The organism is Bifidobacterium sp. B4111 (genome assembly GCF_026537235.1).
Lineage (GTDB): Bacteria > Actinomycetota > Actinomycetes > Actinomycetales > Bifidobacteriaceae > Bombiscardovia.
On the sequence record NZ_JAFNMO010000001.1, the window covers coordinates 811098 to 832845 of the forward strand.

The 21748-nt window shown below is 62.4% G+C and carries 18 protein-coding genes and 4 tRNA genes; 15 read left to right on the forward strand and 7 right to left on the reverse strand.

Features of this window, described 5'->3' with window-relative positions; translation table 11 throughout:
- Positions 1-23 precede the first annotated feature (23 nt).
- Together J3T93_RS03700 and hemH are read left to right on the forward strand one after the other, a co-directional pair.
- On the forward strand, positions 24-1370 hold the full coding sequence (locus tag J3T93_RS03700) for an MFS transporter (protein WP_267430547.1): 1347 nt from the start codon (positions 24-26) through the stop codon (positions 1368-1370).
- A complete protein-coding gene (gene hemH / locus J3T93_RS03705; RefSeq protein ID WP_267430549.1) occupies positions 1363-2286 on the forward strand; it encodes a ferrochelatase in 924 nt (307 codons plus the stop codon). Before J3T93_RS03700 ends, hemH begins: the two co-directional genes overlap by 8 nt.
- 118 nt (positions 2287-2404) lie before the next feature.
- On the opposite strand, the gene tal is transcribed toward hemH, so the two are convergent.
- Positions 2405-3514, reverse strand: coding sequence for a transaldolase (gene tal / locus J3T93_RS03710; protein ID WP_267399950.1), 1110 nt, complete (start codon positions 3512-3514; stop codon positions 2405-2407).
- Between the two features lie 156 nt (positions 3515-3670).
- Positions 3671-5773, reverse strand: a complete 2103-nt coding sequence (tkt, locus tag J3T93_RS03715) for a transketolase (RefSeq protein WP_267399952.1) — start codon at positions 5771-5773, stop codon at positions 3671-3673.
- 184 nt (positions 5774-5957) lie between these two features.
- Here tkt and hrcA point away from each other — a divergent pair, with 184 nt between their 5' ends.
- Both hrcA and dnaJ read left to right on the forward strand, forming a co-directional pair.
- Positions 5958-7031 (forward strand): heat-inducible transcriptional repressor HrcA, encoded by a 1074-nt coding sequence (gene hrcA / locus J3T93_RS03720; protein WP_267400256.1) that lies wholly within the window; start codon positions 5958-5960, stop codon positions 7029-7031.
- A gap of 84 nt (positions 7032-7115) precedes the next feature.
- Positions 7116-8252 carry a molecular chaperone DnaJ gene (dnaJ, locus tag J3T93_RS03725; RefSeq protein WP_267399954.1) on the forward strand — a complete coding sequence of 379 codons (1137 nt, stop codon included), beginning with the start codon at positions 7116-7118 and terminating at the stop codon, positions 8250-8252.
- A gap of 1 nt (position 8253) precedes the next feature.
- Here dnaJ and J3T93_RS03730 read toward each other — a convergent pair whose 3' ends face one another.
- Positions 8254-9048 (reverse strand): fructosamine kinase family protein, encoded by a 795-nt coding sequence (locus J3T93_RS03730; RefSeq protein ID WP_267399956.1) that lies wholly within the window; start codon positions 9046-9048, stop codon positions 8254-8256.
- Between the two features lie 145 nt (positions 9049-9193).
- Here J3T93_RS03730 and J3T93_RS03735 point away from each other — a divergent pair, with 145 nt between their 5' ends.
- Both J3T93_RS03735 and J3T93_RS03740 read left to right on the forward strand, forming a co-directional pair.
- On the forward strand, positions 9194-10069 hold the full coding sequence (locus J3T93_RS03735) for an undecaprenyl-diphosphate phosphatase (protein ID WP_220235834.1): 876 nt from the start codon (positions 9194-9196) through the stop codon (positions 10067-10069).
- Between the two features lie 731 nt (positions 10070-10800).
- Positions 10801-11454, forward strand: coding sequence for a helix-turn-helix transcriptional regulator (locus tag J3T93_RS03740; RefSeq protein ID WP_267399957.1), 654 nt, complete (start codon positions 10801-10803; stop codon positions 11452-11454).
- A gap of 651 nt (positions 11455-12105) precedes the next feature.
- On the opposite strand, the gene J3T93_RS03745 is transcribed toward J3T93_RS03740, so the two are convergent.
- From J3T93_RS03745 to J3T93_RS03760, 4 genes are all read right to left on the reverse strand, one after another.
- Positions 12106-12178: transfer RNA gene (locus J3T93_RS03745), tRNA-Val, on the reverse strand.
- Between the two features lie 31 nt (positions 12179-12209).
- A tRNA-Val gene (locus J3T93_RS03750) sits at positions 12210-12281 on the reverse strand.
- Positions 12282-12304: 23 nt separating this feature from the next.
- A tRNA-Cys gene (locus J3T93_RS03755) sits at positions 12305-12375 on the reverse strand.
- A gap of 27 nt (positions 12376-12402) precedes the next feature.
- Positions 12403-12475, reverse strand: a tRNA-Gly gene (locus tag J3T93_RS03760).
- A 162-nt stretch (positions 12476-12637) separates the two neighbouring features.
- Between J3T93_RS03760 and J3T93_RS03765 the strand changes: the two genes are divergently transcribed.
- The 9 genes from J3T93_RS03765 to ruvB all read left to right on the forward strand — a co-directional run bounded on the left by J3T93_RS03765 (position 12638) and on the right by ruvB (position 21682).
- Positions 12638-13468 (forward strand): PAC2 family protein, encoded by an 831-nt coding sequence (locus J3T93_RS03765; protein ID WP_267399958.1) that lies wholly within the window; start codon positions 12638-12640, stop codon positions 13466-13468.
- A 76-nt stretch (positions 13469-13544) separates the two neighbouring features.
- The gene (gene thrS, locus J3T93_RS03770) at positions 13545-15590 is read left to right on the forward strand and encodes a threonine--tRNA ligase (protein ID WP_267430550.1); all 2046 of its coding nucleotides are present in this window, start codon (positions 13545-13547) and stop codon (positions 15588-15590) included.
- Between the two features lie 3 nt (positions 15591-15593).
- On the forward strand, positions 15594-16268 hold the full coding sequence (gene pgsA, locus J3T93_RS03775) for a phosphatidylinositol phosphate synthase (protein ID WP_267430551.1): 675 nt from the start codon (positions 15594-15596) through the stop codon (positions 16266-16268).
- Positions 16269-16272: 4 nt separating this feature from the next.
- Positions 16273-17283, forward strand: a complete 1011-nt coding sequence (locus J3T93_RS03780; RefSeq protein WP_267430552.1) for a phosphatidylinositol mannoside acyltransferase — start codon at positions 16273-16275, stop codon at positions 17281-17283.
- Positions 17258-18535 (forward strand): glycosyltransferase family 4 protein, encoded by a 1278-nt coding sequence (locus J3T93_RS03785; RefSeq protein ID WP_267430553.1) that lies wholly within the window; start codon positions 17258-17260, stop codon positions 18533-18535. The genes J3T93_RS03780 and J3T93_RS03785 overlap by 26 nt, the downstream gene beginning before the upstream one ends.
- 71 nt (positions 18536-18606) lie before the next feature.
- Positions 18607-19362 carry a YebC/PmpR family DNA-binding transcriptional regulator gene (locus J3T93_RS03790; protein ID WP_267399963.1) on the forward strand — a complete coding sequence of 252 codons (756 nt, stop codon included), beginning with the start codon at positions 18607-18609 and terminating at the stop codon, positions 19360-19362.
- Between the two features lie 4 nt (positions 19363-19366).
- Positions 19367-19948 carry a crossover junction endodeoxyribonuclease RuvC gene (ruvC, locus tag J3T93_RS03795; RefSeq protein WP_267399964.1) on the forward strand — a complete coding sequence of 194 codons (582 nt, stop codon included), beginning with the start codon at positions 19367-19369 and terminating at the stop codon, positions 19946-19948.
- 42 nt (positions 19949-19990) lie between these two features.
- Positions 19991-20602, forward strand: a complete 612-nt coding sequence (ruvA, locus tag J3T93_RS03800; protein WP_121914658.1) for a Holliday junction branch migration protein RuvA — start codon at positions 19991-19993, stop codon at positions 20600-20602.
- Positions 20603-20605: 3 nt separating this feature from the next.
- Positions 20606-21682 (forward strand): Holliday junction branch migration DNA helicase RuvB, encoded by a 1077-nt coding sequence (gene ruvB, locus J3T93_RS03805; protein WP_211120622.1) that lies wholly within the window; start codon positions 20606-20608, stop codon positions 21680-21682.
- The last annotated feature ends 66 nt before the right edge of the window (positions 21683-21748 follow it).

Genomic DNA, 21748 nt, shown 5'->3' on the forward strand with positions numbered 1-21748 from the left:
TCGCCACGCCCTTATGGTTCTTCATGGTCATCGTTTTCATCACCCAGCTGGATGGGGGAGCGGTGCCGACCATGATGCCGTCCATCACACGGACCTTCGGCCTGACCACCATCGGCTCCTCCTGGGTGGTTGGCCTGTACACCCTGGGCCTGGTGGTGGGCACTCCCATCACATCCAACCTCTCCGATGCCCACGGGACCAGGAAGGTCTTCCTCTGGGAGCTGGCCTTCTGGTTCCTTGGATGTCTGATGACTGCGGTCTCGCCCAACTATGCAGTCATGCTGCTGGGCCGGTTCATCCAGTCTCTGGGAGACAGCGGCATCATGGTCCTGTCCATGAACGTCCTTCTGCAGCGCGCCCGGAGGAACAGCCAAGGCAGGAAGGTTTCCACGGTGGGCATCATCGCCGGCCTTTCCGCCATGGTCAGCCCGGTCCTTTCGGGCATGCTCCTGGGCATCACCCACGGATGGCGTGCCTACTACTTCATGATGCTGCCCTTTTTAGCCATTTTGTTCATACTGGCCTGGTTCATGATGGGCGATTCCCAGACCGACCGCGCCTGGAAGACCGACTACCTGGGCCTGGGCTCCTTCAGCGTAGCTCTGGCCCTGCTGATGGTAGCAATCACCTTCCTCCAGTACGGAACCACCTACCTGCTCCTGATCATCGGATGCCTCCTGGTCGCAGTGATGGCCGGCGCGGTATTCCTGTTGCATGAGCGTAATCTGGGCGGCTCAAGCGAGACCATGCCCTTCCTGCCCATCCGCCTGCTGAAGCTGCCCTCCTATGGGCTCACCCTGCTGCTGGGAATGCTGGGAGGCATGTTCTTCTCCCTCTTCGTATACATTCCAACCTATGTCCATTCAGTCTTCGGGCTCCCGGTCCGTTCGGCCGGCATGGTCATGGTTGGCGTCGGGCTCGGTTCTGTGGTCGGGTCCTGGCTGGGCGGGCTGCTGGTCGACAAGTTCGGCTACCGGACCACGCTTGTCTTCTCATCGTCTTTGATAGGCCTGATGGCCCTGATGATCACTCTGACCCTGCACAATCTGCAGCTCTTCATGCTGCTGTCTTTCCTGATGGGGGTCGGCATGGGCTCGATGATGTCCTCGCCGCTCCAGGTGATCGCCGGAAGGCTGGCCGGGCCCGAAAACCGTATGCAGGCCATAGGCGGGCTGTCCGCTTGTAAGAAAATCGGCACCACCATCGCCCCCCTGCTCTTCGCCTCGGCCATTGAACTGGGCAAGGTGGGCGGACAGGCTAGACTGGCCTCTTACAGGAACATGTTCCTGGTGGTCATCGTCATAGCCCTGGTCAATATCGGCCTGACATACTGCATTTCATTTTCACAGAAAGAAGTTGCTGATGACTGAACCTACAGCTGTCCTCCTCATGGCGTACGGCACCCCCTACCAGGAGTCCGACATAAAGGGGTACTACACCAACATCCGCCACGGGCAGGAGCCGCGCAAGCCGCTCATGGACCAGCTGGTCGGCCGCTACAAGGCCATCGGTCTGCCCTCGCCCCTGGCCAGGATCACCAGAGCCCAGCGCGACGGTCTTCAGGCTGCGCTGGACAAGGCCCATCCCGGCGCCTACAAGGTCTACGAAGGTTTGAAATACATCGCACCCTTCATCAAGGATGCAGTCGACCAGATTGCCGCCGAAGGCATCACCAGGGTGATTGGCCTGCCGCTGGCCCCTCAGTATTCCTCCTATTCGAGCGAGGACTACCACAACCGTGCCAGCAGGGCCATCGAGTCCCATCCGGGCATGGGATACCTGCCGGTGCGGTCCTGGTGGAACCACCAGGCACTGATCCGCTTCTGGAGCGATCAGCTGGTGGCCATGAAGGATCTGACCGACCGGCCGGACACCAAGGTGATCTTCAGCGCCCACTCACTGCCCCTGCGCATCATCCAAGGAGGGGACCCCTACAAGGATGAGGTCATCGGCCTATCCAATGCCGTGGCTCAGGCCGCCGACCTCAATGAGGACCAGTACGTGCTGGCCTGGCAATCGGCAGGCCGCACCCAAGAGCCTTGGATCGGCCCTGATTTCGTCAATGTGGCCAAGGATCTGATTACCAAGAGCGGCATGAAGACCATCGTCTCCGCCTCCATCGGCTTCATCGCCGACAACCTGGAAATCTGTTATGACGTGGACATTGAGCTGACCAGGGCCATTGAATCAGCTGGCGGCACCCTGACCAGGTTGAACTTGCCCAACGACAGCCCCGCCCTGATTGCCGCCCTGCAGCAGGTGGTCGAAGAGACCGAGACAGAGTAGTCGTATAAGAGTAGTCGCATATCTACTTGGATTTTTGTTGAGATATCGATTGTGCCCCGCAGGTTTGAACCTGCGGGGCACAATCGATAATCGCTCGCGACGGCTGTCAGTCAGGCGCTCAGCCGTTGACGCGATCGATGCCCTTCTGTACGTCGGAGAGGACCGAATCCCAGGAGTCGATGAAGGCGGCGACGCCATCGGCCTCCAGCTTGTCGGTCACGTCCTTGATGCTGATGCCCAGGTCGGCCAGCTTCTGCATCACCTGGTGGCTCTCCTGGTAGGTGCCTTTGACCGAGGGAGCGCCATTGCCGTGATCAGCCAGAGCATTCAGGGTCTTCTCTGGCATGGTGTTGACCACGTCAGGGGCCACGAGCTCGTCCACATACTTGCAGTCGGAGTAGGCGGCGTTCTTAGTGCCGGTGGAGGCCCAGAGCGGACGCTGACGCTTGGCTCCCTTGGCTTCCAGGCCAGCCCAGCGAGGATCGTTGTCAAAAGCCCTCTCGAAGAGCTCATAAGCCAGGCGGGCATTGGCCACAGCGGCCTTGCCCTCCAGGGACTTGGCCTCGTCAGATCCGTTGGCCTCCAACAGTTTGTCAACCGCAGTATCCACGCGGGAGACGAAGAAGGAGGCCACCGAGCCCATGTGCTTCAGGTCATGGCCGTTCTTGTCAGCCTGGACCATGCCCTCTATGAAGGCATCAATGACCTGCTTGTAGCGCTCCAGGGAGAAGATCAGGGTCACGTTGACTGAGATGCCCTTGGCCAGGGTGGCGGTGATGGCGGGTAGGCCCTCTAGGGTAGCGGGAATCTTGATCATGGCGTTGGGCCGGTCGACCTTGTTCCAGAGCTCTTCGGCCTGCTTCTCGGTCTCTTCTGTGTTGTGGGCCAGACGAGGATCGACCTCGATAGAGACGCGTCCATCCACGTAATCGGTCTTCTCAGCAACCTCGCGGAAGATGTCGGTGGCGTTACGCACGTCGGTTGTGGTTAGCTCGCGGACGGCCTCCTCAACGGGTATGCGACCCAGTTGCTTGAGCTGTTCGTCATAGGGGCCCACCTGGCTCAAGGCCTTCTGGAAAATCGAGGGGTTGGTGGTCACGCCCACCACATTGCGCTCGGCGATCAGCTGCTGCAGATTGCCCGACTCGATGCGTGTGCGGCTCAGGTCGTCCAGCCAGATCGAGACACCTGAATCGCTGGTGCGCTGGGTGTTTGCATTTTCTGCCATCTTGTCACTCCTTATTTGGGTTCCCGATGGAATCACATTCACTATGCTCTACCGGGAAGTCTATTGCTGTATTCCCCCAGGCCCGCGTTTCGGACGTGTTTTGCAGGGGAGGGGGCCGGCATCGCGGACGGCCCCCGATTAATCACGATGCCGGGTTCAGCGTGCCCGACGGACTTCCTCCAGGGATGCCTGTGCTGCTTCGACCACATGATCGGCGGTGATGCCCAGGTCGCGCATGTTCTCGTCGCCGCTGCCCTGCAGACCGAACTGCTCTATGGAGACGGGCTTGCCATAGCTGCCCAGGTACTTGTACCAGGGCGTGGCCAGGCCAGCTTCAACCGAGACGCGGGCCTTGACGGAGACGGGCAGAACAGCTTCCTTGTACTCGTCGTCCTGCTCCTCGAACCACTCAAGCGAGGGCACGGAAATGACACGGGCCTTGACGTCCTGCTCAGCCAGGGTCTTGGAGGCAGCTACAGCGAGCTGCACCTCGGAGCCGGTGGCCATGATCAGTACATCCGGCTGGCCCTCGGTGTCGACCAGCACATAGGCGCCCTTGCGAACGCCTTCACGGGCCTTGGCCTTGGTCTCTTTCAAGGTGGGCACGCCCTGCCTGGTGAGAATCATGGCTGTGGGGTGGGTGTTGCCCTTCTCGAAGAAGGCGCGATAAGCTTCAGCGGTCTCATACTGGTCGGCCGGGCGCACAACCTCCATCTGAGGGATGGCACGCATGACGGTCAGGTGCTCGATGGGCTGGTGGGTGGGGCCATCCTCGCCCAGGGCCACGGAGTCGTGGGTCCACACATACAAGTTGGGGATGTCCATCAGAGCCGCCAGACGCACCGAGGGGCGCTCATAGTCGCTGAACTGGAAGAAGGTCCCGTTGTAGGGCCTGGTGTCCGAACCCAACAGGATGCCGTTGGTGATGGCGCCCATGGCGAACTCGCGCACGCCAAAGTGCAGCTGGCGGCCGTACTTGCTGGCCTTGGGCCACTGAACGGTTTCGTCGGCCTCGGGAGCGAAGGAGACAGCACCGTTGATGTTGGTGTTGTTGGAGCCGCCCAGATCAGCGGATCCCCCCCAGAGCTCGGGCATGATGGGGGCCAGGGCGTTGATGACTGCGCCGGAAGCCTTGCGGGTGGCCACCTTGGAGCCGGGCTCGAAGCCAGCCTCCAGGTCGTCCAGGGCCTTGTCGAAGCCCTCGGGCAGCTTGCCGGCATGGATGCGGTCGTAGAGAGCAGCCTTGTCGGGGTTGGCCTTGCGCCAAGCCTGGAACTTCTCGTCCCAGTCCTTGTGGGCGGCCAGGCCGCGCTGAGCGACCTCGCGTGCGTGAGCCAGGGCCTCCTCGTCGATCTGGAAGCTCTGCTCAGGGTCGTAACCAAGGGTTTTCTTCAGGGCGGCGACAGCCTCGGGGCCCAGGGCAGAGCCGTGGGCTGAAGGATCGTTGGTCTTACCGGGGGTCGGCCAGGCCATCAGGGTGTCCACCTTGATGAACTTGGGCCGGTCGGTGACCTGCTCGGCCTTCTCCAGGACGGCAGCCAGGCCTTCGACGTCCTCCTTGTAGGAGCCGTCGGGCTGGATGAAGCTGAACTCGTCTGTGTACCAGCCGTAGGCCTGGTAGCGCTTGAGGATGTCCTCGCCCAGGGAGATGCGGGTGTCGCCCTCGATCTGGATGTGGTTGGCATCGAAGATGACAGTCAGGTTGCCTAGGCGCTGGTCGCCGGCCAAGGAGCTGGCCTCGGAGGAGACGCCCTCCTCGACATCGCCCTCGCCGCAGATGACCCAGACCTTATGGTCGAAGGGGGACTGCCCCTCGGGTGCGTCAGGATCCAGCAGACCACGCTCGTAACGCTGACCATAGGCGAAGCCCACAGCCGAGGCCAGACCCTGGCCCAACGGGCCCGTGGTCATCTCGATGCCGGGGGTCAGGCCGTACTCGGGGTGGCCGGGGGTCCGGGTGCCTGCGGTGCGGAAGCGCTTCAGATCGTCCAGGGTCAGTCCGTACCCGGAGAAGTAGAGCTGCACGTACTGGGTCAGCGAGGCGTGGCCGCCGGAAAGAATGAACCGATCACGCCCAACCCAGTCGGGGTCGTTGGGATCGTGACGGATGAAGTGCTGGTAGAGCGCGTAGGCGATGGGCGCCAGCGAAATAGGGGAGCCAGGGTGGCCGCTTCCGGCCTTCTCGACCGCGTCGGCCGAGAGGACCTTGGCCATCTTGACAGCCCGCTCATCGAGTTCGGACCATGTGAAATCTGCCATATGGTGCTGCTTTCCTTCCAATCTAGAGGTCTCCATGTTCGACTTGTGTCGAAAATGTTCGGTTACCTTCACAATGCGTTTCCATCGTATCGGTTTGAGACGACACAATTCGGCTCTTCGCGCGACGTTTTGGCACTCTCTTGGCCCGAGTGCTAATAATGAAACCATGACGGGAGAAGCGACATTGCCTAATACCAGACGCATGCTGGTGCTGCGGGCGGTTGTCGAGGACTACATTCGTTCTCGTGAGCCGGTGGGGTCGGGTTCGCTCACCAGAAGTCATCAGCTTGGAGTCAGCTCCGCAACCGTGCGCAACGACATGGCGGCCCTGGAGAGCGAGGGCTACCTGGTTCAGCCCCACACCTCCGCCGGCCGCATCCCCACCCAGAAGGGCTACCGTTACTTCGTCGACAGGTTGGCCACCATCGTGCCCCTGTCCTCCGCCCAGCGCCGGGGCATCAACGCTTTCCTGTCCGGGTCGGTCAACCTGGAGGACACCCTGCAGCACGCCGCCCAGCTTCTGGCTCAGATCACCGGGCAGATCGCCGTGGTGGCCTCGCCCTCCCTGGCCAGCTCAAACCTGCGCCGGGCCGAGCTTATAGGACTGAGCCGGGGGACCGTACTTATGGTGGTAATCACCGATACCGGCCGGGTGGTCCAGCGCACCCTGCACGGGCCCCTGCAGGAGGACCCGAACGCCTTGGCGGGCCTGTCCGACCAGATCAACCGGCAGTGCCAGGACCTGCCCCTGGACCGTGCAGCCGACCGCTGCCGCATACTGGCCGACTCCCTTACCGAGGGCCGCGACAAGTCCACGCTGCGCCTGGTGGCCGCGGTCTTCGACGAGATGGCCACCCGAGAGCAGACCAGTGGCCTCTACATGGCCGGCACCTCCCAGCTGACCCACAGCCAGGCCGTCTCCTTGGGGGACTTGGGCTCGCTGCTGGACGCCTTGGAGGAGCAGGTGGTGCTCATGCGGCTCATGCGGGCCCAGAGCGAGCTTTCGCGCGAGAGCAACGGGGTCAGCGTGGCAATCGGCACCGAGACCCGGACTCCCGAGCTAGTCCACGCCTCAGTAGTCACTAGTGGATACGGTCATGCCAGGTCCAGGCAGACCGACGGCTCGGAAGCCGACGAGCCAGTGGCCTTCGTAGGCTCCATCGGCCCGACCCATATGGACTATCCGGCTACCATGAGCGCGGTTCGTGCCGTGGCCTCGTATTTGACCGGTTTCCTGGCCGGCGACGGGGAGCCATGACCGTTAAGGCAGCGGCATAAGTCATAGGTATCGTGGGCCCATGCAACTATGGGTCGAGAGGGCATCAAACGAAAAGGATGATCGGTGGCAGATTACTACGAGGTTTTGGGAGTCGAGCGCGGCGCGAGCGATCAGGACATCAAGCGTGCCTATCGCAAAATGAGCCGCAAGTACCACCCGGACATCGCCGGGCCTGAATACGAGGACAAGTTCAAGGAGGTCAACAGCGCCTACGAGGTGCTCTCGGATCCTGAGAAGCGGCGCATGTACGACGCGGGCGTGGACCCCAATGACCCCCAGGCCTCCCAGGGAGCCGGCCCCTTTGACATGGGCGACGTCTTCAACCAGTTCTTCGGCGGCGGCTTCGGGGGCACGACCCAGGGGCCCATTCCGCGCACCCAACCCGGTCGGGATGCCCTGGCCCAGGTCTCTGTGGACATGAAGACCGCCATCTTCGGCGGCGTTGTACGCACCCCCATCAGCACCTATGGCCTCTGTCAGGAGTGCGGCGGATCGGGGGCCCAGAAGGGGACCTCCCCGGTGACCTGCCCTGTATGCCATGGCAAGGGCTATGCCCAGAAGGTGGTGCGGACCCTGCTGGGGCAGATGATGAGCCAGGCTCCCTGCGAGCGGTGTGAGGGCCACGGCACCGTCATCGAGCACCCCTGCCCGGTCTGCAACGGCCACGGCCGTGTACGCACCCGCCGCGAGGTGGGCGTCAACGTGCCAGCAGGCGTGGCTGACGGCTCACGCCTGCGGTTGGCCTCCCAAGGCGAGGTGGGCGAAGGCGGCGGAGCGGCCGGCGACCTGTACGTGGACATCGCCATTAAGCCCGACAAACACTACACTCGCAGTGGCCAGGACCTGCACTGCTGGATCGCCGTGCCCATGACCTGGGCCGTGCTGGGCCACCAGGTGGACCTGGAGACATTCGACGGCCAGCGCCAGGTGGAGATCCCCGTCGGCTGCCAGCCCGACCAGGAGATCACCATCAAGGGCCTGGGTGTCACCAGACTGGGCAACCGGGAGGAGCGCGGCGACATCATTGTCCACGTGCTGGTCCAGATCCCCACCAAGCTGGACGACAATCAGCGCCGCCTGATTGAGGACTTCGCCGACAGCCACGACTCCGAAGCCAAGCAGGTCCCGCAGAGCGCCAAGCCTGCCGGAGCCGGAGGCCGCAAGGGAATCTTCGGCAAGCTCAAGGACATCTTCAGCTGATTCATCCCAGCAGCGACCGGCACATGGACCGATATTCGCTCACATAGCCGCCGCCGAAGAAGGCGCAGTGCCCGGCGATGGCGTAGAGTTGCCAGAGCGTAGTCCGGTTCTGGTAGCCGGCCACCAAGGGATGCACGCTCTGGTAGCCGTCCAGAATCTGCCCTAGGTAGGGGATGCCGAACAGCTGCAGCATGGCCAGGTCTTCCTCACGATGGCCTCCGTGGGCCGCAGGGTCGATCAGGACAGCCTGCGTCTGCCCGTCTTTCCTGGCCCACATGACGTTGCCGCTCCACAGGTCCCCGTGGACCCTGGCGGGCTTGTCATTGGCGGCGGCACCCAGCAGTTCCGGCAGGGCCTGGATCACTTCTTGGGTCATCTCCATGTCCTCGCGGTTCAGCGCCCGCCGATCCATGGCCATGCCCACCATGGGCTCCAGCCGTCCCTTGGCCCAATAGGTGGCCGGGTCGTCCCAGGCGCCCACGTCCATGGGCAGCGGATCCTGCAGGGGCCCGAAGTAGCAGGTGCCCGTGTAGCCCTCGGGCGCAGAGCCAAAGTGGTCGGCCCCGGCATCATGCATATGGGCCAGCTGGGCGCCAAAGCGGTAGGCCGCGCCAGACGTGGGGGAGGCGGAGGTTACCTCCTCAATGTCCAAATAGTCCGGGCCCCAGTCGTAGACATCCACCACTCGGGGACCGCCCTGCGCCTGAGCCTGGCCCAGCCATTGCAGACCGCGCCCTTCGCACTCGAAGAATCCCGCCGGGGCCCCGCCCCTGGATTTTCTGTAGGTCTTGGCCATGATGATCCACACCCCTAATCGTCGAGTCGTCGATTCCGACAAGATCCATTGTGGGCATTCTGCGAGACATGCCCGGCCCTTGGCTCTTCCTGCCCTGCGCGGTGGCTATGCTTGCCATTGTTGTCCGACATAGCAAGAGGGGTCCATGAATTTCTTCGAAGCCATTCTGTTCGGCCTGGTGCAGGCCCTGACGGAGTATTTTCCCGTCTCATCCAGCGCCCATATCCGCATTGTGGGTGGCCTGCTGGGCCAGGACCCGGGCGCGGCCTTCACAGCCATCATCCAATTCGGCACCGAGCTGGCGGTTCTGCTCTACTTTCGGCATGACATTGTCCGCATATTGACCCACTGGTTCCGTTGCCTGGCTGGCAAGGACGGCTCCTCCTGGCGGGAGCGGATGGGCTCCAAGGACCATGACGCAGCATTGGGCTGGTACATCATCCTGGGAACCCTGCCCATCGTCGTGGCGGGACTGCTCTTCCAGAAGATAATCGAGACCAAGCTGCGTAATCTATGGATTACCGTGGTGGTACTGATCGTCTTTGGCCTGCTGCTGGACTACTTCGACCGCCATGGCCGTCAGACCAAGGAGATCCGGCAGATGAACGCCCGTGACGCCCTGCTCTTCGGCATCGGGCAAATGCTGGCCCTGATCCCCGGCGTATCCCGTTCGGGCGGCACCATGACCTTCGGCCGCGGCTTGGGCTATACCCGCGAGGCCGCAACCCGGGTCAGCTTCCTCATGGCCATTCCCGCCGTCTTCGGCGCCGGAATCCTAGAGACGGTCAAGTCCTTGAAAAACATCAATGCAGATGCTGCTTTCCCCGGCTGGGGGGCCACCATCTGCGCCACCGTGGTCAGCTTTCTGTTGGGCTACATCGTTATCATCGCCTTTTTGAAGATCGTTTCACGCTTCTCCTACCGGGGATTTGTCATCTACCGAATCGGCCTGGCAATCTTCGTGGCCATCATGCTCATGGTCGGCGCCCTGCCTGCCGTGGGCGGCGTTGCAGCCAGCTGACCCCCTGATGAAGAACTTCGTCGAGGATCAGACGATCCCAATGTCGCGTGACAGCATTCTTTCATGTACTGCCCTGGTTTCGCGGCAGTGGAGTCAGCACACAGACCTGCATGCATTGCGCGGCCAACGGGGGATCCCGATTTTTTCTGGGAGATTTGCAACGGTTGTGCCATATAGGTTTGGCCTGTAATAGCTCATGACGGCACTAGTGCTGATGCCCCTCCTCATAGTAAATGGCAAACAAGGCCATGCGGCCATCCAGGGCATGGCAGACTTCAGGGCCTTCAGACATCGACACACGTGATCAGGCTCACATTGAGTTCACATCCTGCCTGAAATCCATAACGAGGACCAGCAATCAGCTTCCGGAATCATTGACTTTCCCGGGATTTTTGGGAATCTGTACTTACTCCACATGCCCGATTCAGGAATATCGGTCATAAAAGGCACCCGCCCCGGACGATCAGCCGGGCAGCAAAAGCAGCTTTTAACCATCATCTTGCGTTAACATGAAAATCCCTCGGCGCTTGGTTACCCCCGTGGATCAGCTGGGCCATGGACGGCGGACCGGGAACCGAAGGGCAAAAGAGAAGGTCTAGTATACGGAACTAGAGGAAGCCGTCTGGCAGGTATAGAAGTAATGGAACATATCACTCCCTCCCAAGCCTTTCGCTTCCCGCAGCACCAACCGGCGGCCGCAAACCGCCCTGTTAGGATGTTGAGGATCAGCCATGCATTTCACAGTTGACAACCTTGAAGAGATTTTTCCCCTTGCAGAATTCATGGCCGATTCCTTCGGCCCCATGGCCGAGATCGCCGTGCATGACATCACTCGCCTCGAGAATACCATAGTGTTTATTCGCAATGGTCAGCTTTCCGGACGCACCCTGGGCGACACCGTGACCAACCAGACCCGCCAACTGGCCATGCGGGCCGAACGCGATGGGGCCGACTTCGTCTCCGACTACCGCGGGCGCCGCCTGAACATGCACGAGTTCCGCGTCTCCTCATACCTGATACACGACAGGCAGCAAACCGTCATCGGCCTGCTCTGCATCAGCATCAACATCACCGAGCTGCAGCAGGCGGCCCATGTGCTGCAGACTCTGACCGAAACCGACTCCGACGATGTGCAGATCTCCACAGAGGCCTCCCGCAGCCACATGACTGAAGAGCCTCAGGAGAACATCCGTAGGATCACCAGGGAGGCGGTCCGCCAGTTCAACATTCCCATGGATAAGCTGACCAAACAGGACAGGCTGAACATCATCAGCGACATCAAGGACCGGGGCATTTTCCTGATCAAGGGCGCGGTAGGAATTGTGGCACCCGAGCTCAGAATATCCATTCCCACTCTCTACCGGTACCTGCAGGCCCTGAAATAGGGACCAAAACAGCTAATAAGTAAAACCCCCGGCGGCAGGAGAGGGGGGTATAATTCTGCGCCGCCGGGGGAGCTTTACAACACGGCCGCCGTGAATTGCACGACAACCGGAACGCGACCCTACACGCGGGCCACGCAAGTATCACATAGGTAGAACAAAGAGTCCACGGTTTCCTCAAGCTGTGGGGGGAATGGCAGATTCAGCCACGGCAACAACTTGCCCTCATAGGCCACGGCTTTTCTGCATGTTATCACCTCGTTAAGGACACATCGGGTTACTCCTGTTTCTGGCGGGTCCCCCGACCTGCAGATAAGAGTAAATTATCACAAAGCCACGGACATGCCAAGCGTTCGGTTCAAAGTCTGACCCTAATACGAATGACGTCCATCGGCCGAACTCGCAGCAGGCAGGAAATAGAGCGCACGATCTGGTTCAAACAGGGGAATATCGGATGTCCGTCGATGGGAGACGCCCAAGACAGGAGGCCAAAGCCTTGCCGCGGCATTGAGAAAACCGGTTTGAACCACCACAAATAAATTATTACCAAAAAGCCCATGACCAGAAGAGCCCGATAGGACAAAAAGCGGATCAAACTTCCCTGCCTGCTAATGGATTTTCAGAGAGAAGACGGAGAAAGACTATGCATCCAGGTGGGCGATGCAGGAATCGAACCTGCGACCCCTTCGGTGTGAACGAAGTGCGCTAGCCGCTGCGCCAATCGCCCGGATTGGGAAAGACCACCGAAGTGATCCTCGTGGGCGATACTGGATTCGAACCAGTGACCCCTTCCGTGTCAGGGAAGTGCGCTACCTCTGCGCCAACCGCCCGGGTCATTCTCGTTTCGAGAGAGAGGTGGGTACGAGAGTCGAACTCGTCTATACGGCTTTGCAGGCCGCTGCCTAACCGCTTGGCTAACCCACCGTATTGGTTAAACTGCTCGAAACCTCGAGCGGGCAACGGGACTCGGACCCGCGGTCTCGACCTTGGCAAGGTCGCGCTTTACCAACTAAGCTATGCCCGCACATTCAACCCTCACCCTAGTAGTGACAGCCGAAGCACGTTGCACTACTGTAGCGTAGACCCCAGCACTTGGCAAAAAGAGCGTGTCGCCGCGTCATAGAGCCACCCTCCGCTGACGGCAAAGCCACGCTATACAAGGCTTCCTACCGGTAGGGTGAGAGATATGAGTGAAGAAGCCAGGCAGCACTGCACCATGGTGGCCGCCTTCGACGGCTGGAACGACGCATGCTCAGCCTCGACCAACGTCATCCGCCACCTGTTGAACGTTTACGAGTCCCACGAGATCGGCAGCATTCCAGGCGACGGGTTCTACGACTACCAGATGTCACGGCCCATGCTCTGCCATGTGCAGGGTAGGCGTCGGATTATCTGGCCCTCCACCAAGATCTACCGAGTGCAGATTGATGACACCCACACCCTCCTGCTGGAGATGGGCCCGGAGCCCAACTACCACTGGAGCGATTTTTGTCGGCGCAGCATCCATTGGGCCGAAGACGATGAGGCGGATGCCATCATCACCCTGGGTGCCATGTTTGCCGACTGCCCCCACACCAGGCCTCTGCCCATTGACGATCTGGCTGGTGACCAGCCGAAGACCGACACCGACGGACACTCCGGCCCAATAGGCATCCCCACTGTTCTGGATGCCCTGGCCACCCAAGACGGCTACAGCACCGAATCCATCTGGGTCTCCGTGCCCCAGTACCTGGGCAGCGACGAGTGCGCCCAGGGCACCCTGCAGCTCCTGCAAAGGCTCTCGGCCATGCTTGGGGTCCACCTTGACGAGGGGGAGCTGCCCCGCAAGGCAGCCGAGTGGAAGGCCCAGGCCGGAATGCTGCTGCGCTGCAATGACGACCTGGCAAACTACGTACACCGTCTGGAGATGGATGTCGACCAGGCCCAGGTAGACGAGCCGGCTGCCGAAGAGCTGGTCCGGGAAGCCGAGGATTATCTGCGCTCCATGGGCAACAAAGGCCCCTCCTTGTCTGAGTGACGACCTAGGCTGTGGCTCGATAACCATGTCCAGCCTGCACCCTGTAACGCGGGCTCCGATAGCAAGGACGGCATTCATGACACAGTCGAGCATCTCCATCATCGTCAAGGGCGAACGAAAGGAGGTGGCGGCGGATCAGACTGGCGTCCAGCTTTTCGCTGACGACAAGGACATCATCGCCGTTGACCTCAACGGGCAGCCACGCGACCTCTGCACACCCCTGCACGAAGGCGACGAGGTCGAGCCCATCACCTTGGAGAGCGACCAGGGACTGGCCATCATGCGGCACTCGGCCACCCACGTCATGGCCCAGGCCGTCCAGGAGATCCGCCCTGACGCCAAGCTGGGCATCGGCCCGGTCATCAAGGATGGCTTCTACTACGACTTCGACGTGGACAAGCCTTTCACCCCCGACGACCTCAAGCAGATCGAACAGCGAATGAAGCGGATCATCAAGTCCTCCCAGAGCTTCCGCAGGCGCGTTGTCACTGAGGAGGAGGCCCGCAAGGAGGAGGCCGACCAGCCCTACAAGCTGGAGCTGATCGGTGCCAAGGAGGCCGAAATCAACAGCGAGGAGGCCACCGAGGTGGCCACCGGCGGCGAGCTGACCATGTATGACAACCTGGACCGTGAGGGCAACACGGTCTGGAAGGACCTCTGCCGAGGCCCCCACCTGCCCAACACCCGCTACATCCGCTGCTTCAAGCTCATGCGCACAGCCGCCGCCTACTGGCGCGGGGACGAGAAGAACCCCATGCTTCAGCGCATATACGGCACCGCCTGGGCCAACAAGGACGACATGAAAGCCTACACCGCCCGTCTGGAGGAGGCCGCCCGCCGCGACCACCGCAAGCTGGGGGCCGAGATGGACCTCTTCTCCTTCCCGGACGAAATCGGCCCCGGCCTGCCAGTCTTCCACCCCAAGGGCGCAGCCGTCATCAACGCCATGGAGGACTACTCCCGGCAAATGCACCGGCGCAACGGATACTCCTTCGTGCAGACCCCGCACATCACCAAGGGCCACCTCTACGAGATCTCGGGCCACCTGCAGTGGTACAAGGACGGCATGTACCCGCCCATGCACCTGGACGAGGAGAAGGACTCCAAGGGCAAGGTCACCCGCCAGGGCTTCGACTACTACCTGAAGCCAATGAACTGCCCCATGCACAACCTGATTTTCAAGTCCCGCCAGCGCTCCTACAAGGAGCTGCCCCTGCGGCTTTTCGAGTTCGGCACCGTATACCGCTACGAGAAGTCCGGGGAGGTCCACGGCCTGACCCGTGTGCGCGGCCTGACCCAGGACGACTCCCACATCTACTGCACCCGGGACCAGATGAAGGGTGAGCTGACCAACCTGCTCCAGTTCGTGCTCAAGGTGCTCAAGGACTTCGGCCTCAACGACTTTTACTTGGAGCTGTCCACCAAGGATCCCAACAAGTTCGTCGGCTCCGACGAGGTCTGGGAGGAGGCGACCAACACCCTGGCCGAGGTGGCCAAGGACTCTGGCCTGGAACTGGTTGACGACCCCGAGGGCGCAGCCTTCTATGGGCCCAAGATCTCCGTCCAGGCCCGCGATGCCATCGGGCGCACCTGGCAGGTCTCCACCATTCAGCTGGACTTCAACCTGCCCGAGCGCTTCCAGCTGGAGTACATCGCCGCCGACGGCTCCCACCAGCGGCCGGTCATGATCCACCGGGCCCTCTTCGGATCCATTGAGCGCTTCTTCGCCATCCTGCTGGAACACTATGCCGGCGCCTTCCCGGCCTGGCTGGCCCCGGTCCAGGTGCAGGCCGTGCCCGTGGCCGACGAGTTCGCCCCCCACCTGGAGCATCTGCTGGACGAGCTGCGCGACGACATGGTCCGCTGCGAGATCGACCGCTCCGACGACCGCTTCGGCAAGAAAATTCGCAACGCGGCCAAGTCCAAGGCCCCCTTCATCCTGATCGCCGGCGAGGAGGATGCCTCCAAGAACGCGGTCTCCTTCCGCTTCCGCGACGGCAGTCAACTCAACGGCGTGCCCGTGGAGCAGGCCCGTGCCTGGATCAACGAGGTCATCAGGGTCCGCGCCCAGATCAACTCGGCGGATGACTTCCGAGCGAACACCTCCTGCAGTCAGGACTGACCAATGTTCGAGCATCTACGGCGCCCCTGGAAGCGCATCATCGCCCCCATCGCCCGCGGCCTGGTTCGTCTGGGCGTGAGCGCCAATGGTGTCACGATCAGCGGAGCCATAGGCACCACCCTGGTCGCCATCGTGACCGGGTTCACCGGCTGGCTCCTGCCCGGGGCCATCGTCCTGGCCATCCTGGTGGCCTTCGACTCCCTGGATGGTTCCGTGGCTGCGCTGACCGGCGGGGGCACCCAGTTCGGAGGCTTCCTGGACTCCACCCTTGACCGGATAGCCGACTGGGCCGTCCTGACCGGGGTCATCATCTACCTGCGCCGCCACGAGCTGGCCTGGGTGGCAGATGGCAGCCACCTGGGTCCAGACATCTGGGCGCAGGTTGGCATGGCTGCAGCGCTCTTCGCCATCATGACCTCCTTCGTCACCTCCTACGCCCGGGCCCGGGCCGAGGCCGAGGGGTTCGAGGCCAAGAATGGCATTGCCACCAGGTCGGATCGGCTGGTCATCATCCTAGTTGGCATGGCCCTGACGGGAGCCGGGCTGCCCCTGGCCGTGCTCAGCTGCTTCCTGGTCCTGCTGGCCCTGTTGGGCATCGTCACCGTCTGGCAGCGGATCAGCCACGTCGCCAAGGACATGAGCCGCAACCCGCAGCCTGCCAACCCCAACCACGAGTGAGCCTATGCTGGACCGACTGCTCATCTTCCTGGCTCAGCACGCGCGTCTGGTGCCCGAGCGGCTGGTGCGCGGCCTCTTCCTGGCAGCAGCCGACCTCTGCTGGCTGTTTCGGATAGGCGGCGTAAGACAGCTGGAGCGCAATCTGGCCCATGTCATGCCAGAGGCCGACCCTCGCAGCCTGCGGCACACCTCGCGCCAGGGCATGCGCTCCTACTTCGTCTACTTCGTCGAGGCCCTGACAGTGGGTGCCCGCACCAAGGAGCAGCTGCTGGCACGCATACACGGTGGAGGCAGCGCCTACCCGGATCCGGCCAAGACCGACATCGGCCTGCGGTCCCTGCCCATCGGCATGGGCCACCAGGGCAACTGGGACTATGCGGGCTTCTGGGCCTGTTCGACAGTCGGTCAGGTCACTACGGTGGCCGAGCGGTTGCGGGACCAGGGAATGCTGGACACCTTTGCAGACATCCGTCGCCGCCTGGGCATGAACATCCTGCTGACCGGCGAGCCGGACATCACCGACCGTCTGACAACCCTGCTGCGGAAGCCGGACCAGGTGGTGCCCCTGCTGGCCGACCGCGATCTGAGCCGCCGAGGCGTCTTCGTCAGAGCCTTCGACTCCTGGATTCGCGTGGCCGCAGGCCCTGCCGTCATAGCCTTGGACGCCCGTCTGCCCCTGTACACCGTCAACATGCACAGGGAGAGGCTGACAGGGGAGCGCCGCCGACAGGCCAAGTCCCCCTATGGCTATGTATGCCAGGTGGACGGGCCAATCGCCATTGAGCCCTACATGGACATGCCCCGGGAGCAGGCGATCAACTCTCTGACGCAGGCCTGGGTGGATCAGTGGGCCCGGGGCATTCGGGAGCATCCCGAGGACTGGCACATGCTTCAGCCGATTTTCCTTGAGGACCTGGATCTTTCCCGGATGCACGACCTACCGGACTTCATACTGGCCCAGGCACCAGGAAACAAGGGGGGTGAAAGGCATGAAGGCACCCAAGCAAAGGCCTGAGCAGGAGCCAGAGCGGGCTGCCATCAAGGCACCTCTGCGAGTGGGGATCATCTCGCCCTACTCCTTCGAGACTCCGGGCGGCGTCCAACTGCATATTCGCGACTTCGCCAGACATCTTATGGACCGTGGCCATCAGGTGCAGGTTCTGGCTCCGGGCCGACGCACCCAGGACATGCCCCTCTGGGTGCAGACCACCGGCTCCTCCTTCTCCATTCCCTACAACGGATCCGTGGCCAACCTGAGCTACTTCGGCGTGGCCGGCCACAAGACCCGGCAGTGGGTCAGACAGGGTCACTTCGACATCGTGCACCTGCACGAGCCCGAGGTGCCCTCCCTGAGTCACAAGCCCCTGCAGCCCGGATTTATTCCCTGCCCCTATGTGGCCACCTTCCATGCAGCCTTCGATTCGCCGCCCCTGGCCCTGAGGCTGACCAGGCGGTACCTGCGGCGATACCTGGCCAGCATCAGCCAGGCCATCTTCGTCAGCCCATCAGCCATGCAGAATGCGCAGAACCTGCTGGAGCCGGGCATACCCAGCCAGATCATCCCCAACGGCATCGAGACCAAAGCCCTGCGCAATGCCCGGCCGCGCCCGGAATGGCAGGGGAGCGAGCGGGAACCCACCATCGGATTCCTGGGACGGATGAAAGAGGAGCGCAAGGGGTTCAGGATTCTGGCCCAGGCGGCACCTGCCATTCTGCAGCGCGTGCCGGGAGCCCGCTTCCTGTGTGCGGGAGACGGTCAGGGGGAGGCACGAAAGATACTCGAGGCCGTCGATCCCGGACTGGCCCAGCACTTCACCTTCCTGGGTCGGATCAGCGACGAGGACAAGGCCTCCTTCTACCACAGCCTGGACCTCTATCTGGCTCCGCAGACCGGGGGAGAAAGCTTTGGCATCGTGCTGGTCGAGGCCATGGCTGCAGGCTGCCCGGTGGTGGCCTCGGACCTGCCTGCATTCAAGGATGTCTCCCAGAATGGCCACAGCGCGCGTCTGTTCGCCAATGGAGACCCCCTGGACTGCGCCCGGGCGGTCCTTGACCTGCTGGACAACCGAACTGCCCGCATGAATCTGGCCTCGTGCGGAATGCGCCGGGCCAGCGACTACGACTGGGAACGGGTCACCGACCAGGTTCTGGATGTCTATGCCCGCGCCCTGGCAGCCCGGCCTGATCATCGCCGTGGCCTGCTGGGCAGACTGGTGGGCCTGAAGGCTGGTTCTCTTTACGATGAAGCCCACCACGGAAGGGCCTGAAAACTCATAAAATTGTCGAAGAGCGGAACTAGAATTCCATTCGTTTACGCATTCGTACCGTCAGGAGACATATGTCAGGGCATTCGAAGTGGGCGACCACCAAGCACAAGAAAGCAGCCATCGACGCCAAGCGTGGCAAGCTCTTCGCCAAGCTGATCAAGAACATCGAGATTGCTGCCCGCACCGGCGGCGGTGACCCCGATGGCAACCCCACGCTCTACGATGCCATCGTCAAGGCCAAGAAGTCCTCCGTGCCCGCAGACAACATCACCAGGGCCGTCAAGCGGGGCTCGGGCGAGGAGGCCGGAGCGACCAACTACGAAACCATCGTCTACGAGGGCTACGCTCCCGCCGGCGTGGGCATCATCATCGAATGCCTGACCGACAACCGCAACCGTGCGGCCGCCGAGGTACGTTCCACCCTTACCAAGGGCGGCGGCTCCCTGGCCCAGAACGGGTCGGTCAGCTTCAACTTCGAGCGCAAGGGCCAGATCATCGTCCCCTCGGAGGGCCTGGACTACGATACTGTCTTCGAGAAGGCCGCCGAGGCTGGTGCCGAGGACGTGCAGGACAACGGCGAGAGCTACACCGTGCTGACTGCCCCCGGCGACATGGTCAACGTCCGTAAGGCCCTGCAGGAGGCGGGCATGGACTATGACTCCGCCGACCTGGTCCTCAACCCCAAGAGCGAGGTCACCCTGGACCTGGACTCAGCTCGCAAGGTCTCCAAGCTGATCGACAACCTGGACGACCTGGACGACGTGCAGGAGATCTACAGCAACTGGACTGCGCCTGACGAGGTCATGGCCCAGTTGGACGACGAGTGACCTTATGATTGTTCTCGGCGTCGACCCGGGGCTCACCCGATGCGGCGTTGGCGTCATTGAAGCCGGTGCATCGCGCCGGCTTTCCTTTGTTCATGTGGATGTCGTGCGCTCAGACCCCGAACAGAGCCAGGATCTGCGGCTGCTGGCCATCTACCAGGGGCTGACGGCCGCCCTGGACCGTTTCAGCCCCGATGTGGTATCTATCGAGCGGGTCTTTGCCCAGTCCAATCACAACACGGTGCTGGGAACCGCACAGGCGGCCGGGCTGGCCATGCTGGGTGCGGCACAGCGAGGGATTCCCGTGGCCCTGCACACACCCACCGAGGCCAAGATGGCCGTGACAGGCAACGGCCAGGCCGACAAAATCCAGGTGCAGCGGATGGTGACACGAATTCTTGGTCTCAACCAGCTGCCCAAACCAGCAGACGCCGCAGATGCTCTGGCCCAGGCCATCTGCCACGCTCTAAGGCCCGCCGGAGCCATTCAGGGCGGGGAGCGCGAAGAGCATCTGACCCAGGCCCAGCGCCAGTGGGCGCAGGCTTCCGCCAAGTATGGCAAGCACCGGGGAGTCCAGCGAGACATGTAAGCTGATTCGAACAGACGTTCGATTCCATCGAGGGGTGATCAAGTGCTGGCAATGCTGACCGGGCGGGTGGCCGCCATCGAAACAGGCTCTGCCGTCATCGATGTTTCGGGTGTGGGTTTCGAGGTGCGCATGCCCCAATCGGATCTGGCCTCCATGCGGGCCGAATCCACGGTCACCGTCTACACCGCCCTGTCCCTGACCCAGGACGCGCTGACCCTCTACGGATTCCTCAGCCGCACCTCCAAATCCCTCTTCGCCCAGCTACAGAAGGTCAGCGGCATCGGACCTCGCGTGGCCCTGTCCATCCTCGCCACCCTGAACTCGGACCAGCTGGCCCAGGCCGTGGCTGACGGCGATGCTGCGGCCCTGTCTCGTGCGCCGGGCCTGGGCAAGAAGGGCGCTCAGAAGATCATCCTCGAACTCTCCGGCAAGCTGGATCTGGATGCCGGCACAGGCAAGCAGGGACCTGCCCAGACCGACGACGGCGCCCACCAGGTGGTTGAGGGACTGATCTCCCTGGGCTGGCTACAGCGTGATGCCGAGCAGGCCGTGGAGCAGACCTGCAACGAGGGCGGCTACACCCTGCCCCTGCAGTCGGCCGACATTCCCAAGGTGCTCAAGCAGGCCCTGACCCGGCTGGACAGGGGGCGCTGACCCATGGCTGATAAGCAGATCTCTACGGGATACATCGACTCCCAGAATGGCGATGCCCAGGAGGAATCCCTGCGGATGGTCTCGGCCCGGCCCATCGAAGGCGAGCCGGTCAGCGACGAGGAGCTGCGGCCGGAAACCCTGGACGGGTTCATCGGCCAGCCCCGGCTCAAGGCCCAGCTGGGGCTCTTCCTGGAGGCTGCCAAAAAGCGGGACGTGGCCCCGGACCACATCCTGCTGGCAGGCCCTCCAGGCCTGGGCAAGACCACCCTGGCCATGATCGTCGCCCACGAGCTGGAGGTGCCCATCCGCGTCACTTCGGGCCCAGCCGTTCAGCATGCCGGCGACCTGGCCTCCATCCTGAGCTCTCTGGAAGCCGGCGAGGTGCTCTTCATCGACGAGATCCACCGCCTGCCCAGGGCCGCCGAGGAGCTGCTCTACATCGCCATGGAGGACTTCCGCGTGGATGTCATGGTGGGCAAAGGCCCCGGAGCATCCTCCATTCCGCTGACCCTGCCCAGGTTCACGGTCATCGGCGCTACCACCCGTGAAGGCATGCTGCCCTCACCCCTGCGGGCCCGTTTCGGATTCACCGCCCACCTGGACTTCTACCCGGAGGAGGAGCTGGAGAAGCTGGTCGAACGGTCGGCCAAGGTCTTGGGCATTGTCCTGCAGGATGATGCCGCCCATCAGCTGGCCCTGCGCTCCCGTGGCACGCCCAGGATCGCCAACCGCCTACTGCGCCGGGTGCGCGACTGGGCCATAGTCCACGATCTTCCCCAGGTCGGCCCCGATGACGTCAAGCAGGCCCTGGCCCTCTACCAGATTGACTCTGAGGGGCTGGACCGCCTGGATTTGGCCGTCCTCAAGGCCATCGTCAACAGTTTCGACGGCGGTCCCGTGGGCCTGAACAATCTGGCCGCCATGGTGGGCGAGGAGGCCGAGACGGTCGAGACGGTCTGTGAGCCCTACCTGGTGCGCGAGGGCTTCCTGGTGCGCACCCCAAAGGGCCGTGTGGCCACAACCAAGGCCTGGGAGCACCTGGGCCGCAAACCGCCCGAGGATGTCATGAAGCTGTTCTAGACTGGGGTCTTTGCAGCAATGCACATCGCCGTTTGATGCCCGCCAAAACAAGGAGTGGAAACAACC

Excerpts from the sequence above, each read along its gene's own strand:
- thrS (WP_267430550.1), top strand. The coding sequence starts at position 13,545 with ATGACACAGTCGAGCATCTCCATCATCGTCAAGGGCGAACGAAAGGAG.
- J3T93_RS03790 (WP_267399963.1), top strand. The coding sequence starts at position 18,607 with ATGTCAGGGCATTCGAAGTGGGCGACCACCAAGCACAAGAAAGCAGCC.
- tal (WP_267399950.1), bottom strand. The coding sequence starts at position 3,514 with ATGGCAGAAAATGCAAACACCCAGCGCACCAGCGATTCAGGTGTCTCG.
- J3T93_RS03780 (WP_267430552.1), top strand. The coding sequence starts at position 16,273 with ATGCTGGACCGACTGCTCATCTTCCTGGCTCAGCACGCGCGTCTGGTG.
- ruvB (WP_211120622.1), top strand. The coding sequence starts at position 20,606 with ATGGCTGATAAGCAGATCTCTACGGGATACATCGACTCCCAGAATGGC.
- ruvC (WP_267399964.1), top strand. The coding sequence starts at position 19,367 with ATGATTGTTCTCGGCGTCGACCCGGGGCTCACCCGATGCGGCGTTGGC.
- J3T93_RS03700 (WP_267430547.1), top strand. The coding sequence starts at position 24 with ATGGTCATCGTTTTCATCACCCAGCTGGATGGGGGAGCGGTGCCGACC.
- J3T93_RS03730 (WP_267399956.1), bottom strand. The coding sequence starts at position 9,048 with ATGGCCAAGACCTACAGAAAATCCAGGGGCGGGGCCCCGGCGGGATTC.
- J3T93_RS03785 (WP_267430553.1), top strand. The coding sequence starts at position 17,258 with ATGAAGGCACCCAAGCAAAGGCCTGAGCAGGAGCCAGAGCGGGCTGCC.
- J3T93_RS03740 (WP_267399957.1), top strand. The coding sequence starts at position 10,801 with ATGCATTTCACAGTTGACAACCTTGAAGAGATTTTTCCCCTTGCAGAA.
- hemH (WP_267430549.1), top strand. The coding sequence starts at position 1,363 with ATGACTGAACCTACAGCTGTCCTCCTCATGGCGTACGGCACCCCCTAC.
- J3T93_RS03765 (WP_267399958.1), top strand. The coding sequence starts at position 12,638 with ATGAGTGAAGAAGCCAGGCAGCACTGCACCATGGTGGCCGCCTTCGAC.
- pgsA (WP_267430551.1), top strand. The coding sequence starts at position 15,594 with ATGTTCGAGCATCTACGGCGCCCCTGGAAGCGCATCATCGCCCCCATC.
- tkt (WP_267399952.1), bottom strand. The coding sequence starts at position 5,773 with ATGGCAGATTTCACATGGTCCGAACTCGATGAGCGGGCTGTCAAGATG.
- J3T93_RS03735 (WP_220235834.1), top strand. The coding sequence starts at position 9,194 with ATGAATTTCTTCGAAGCCATTCTGTTCGGCCTGGTGCAGGCCCTGACG.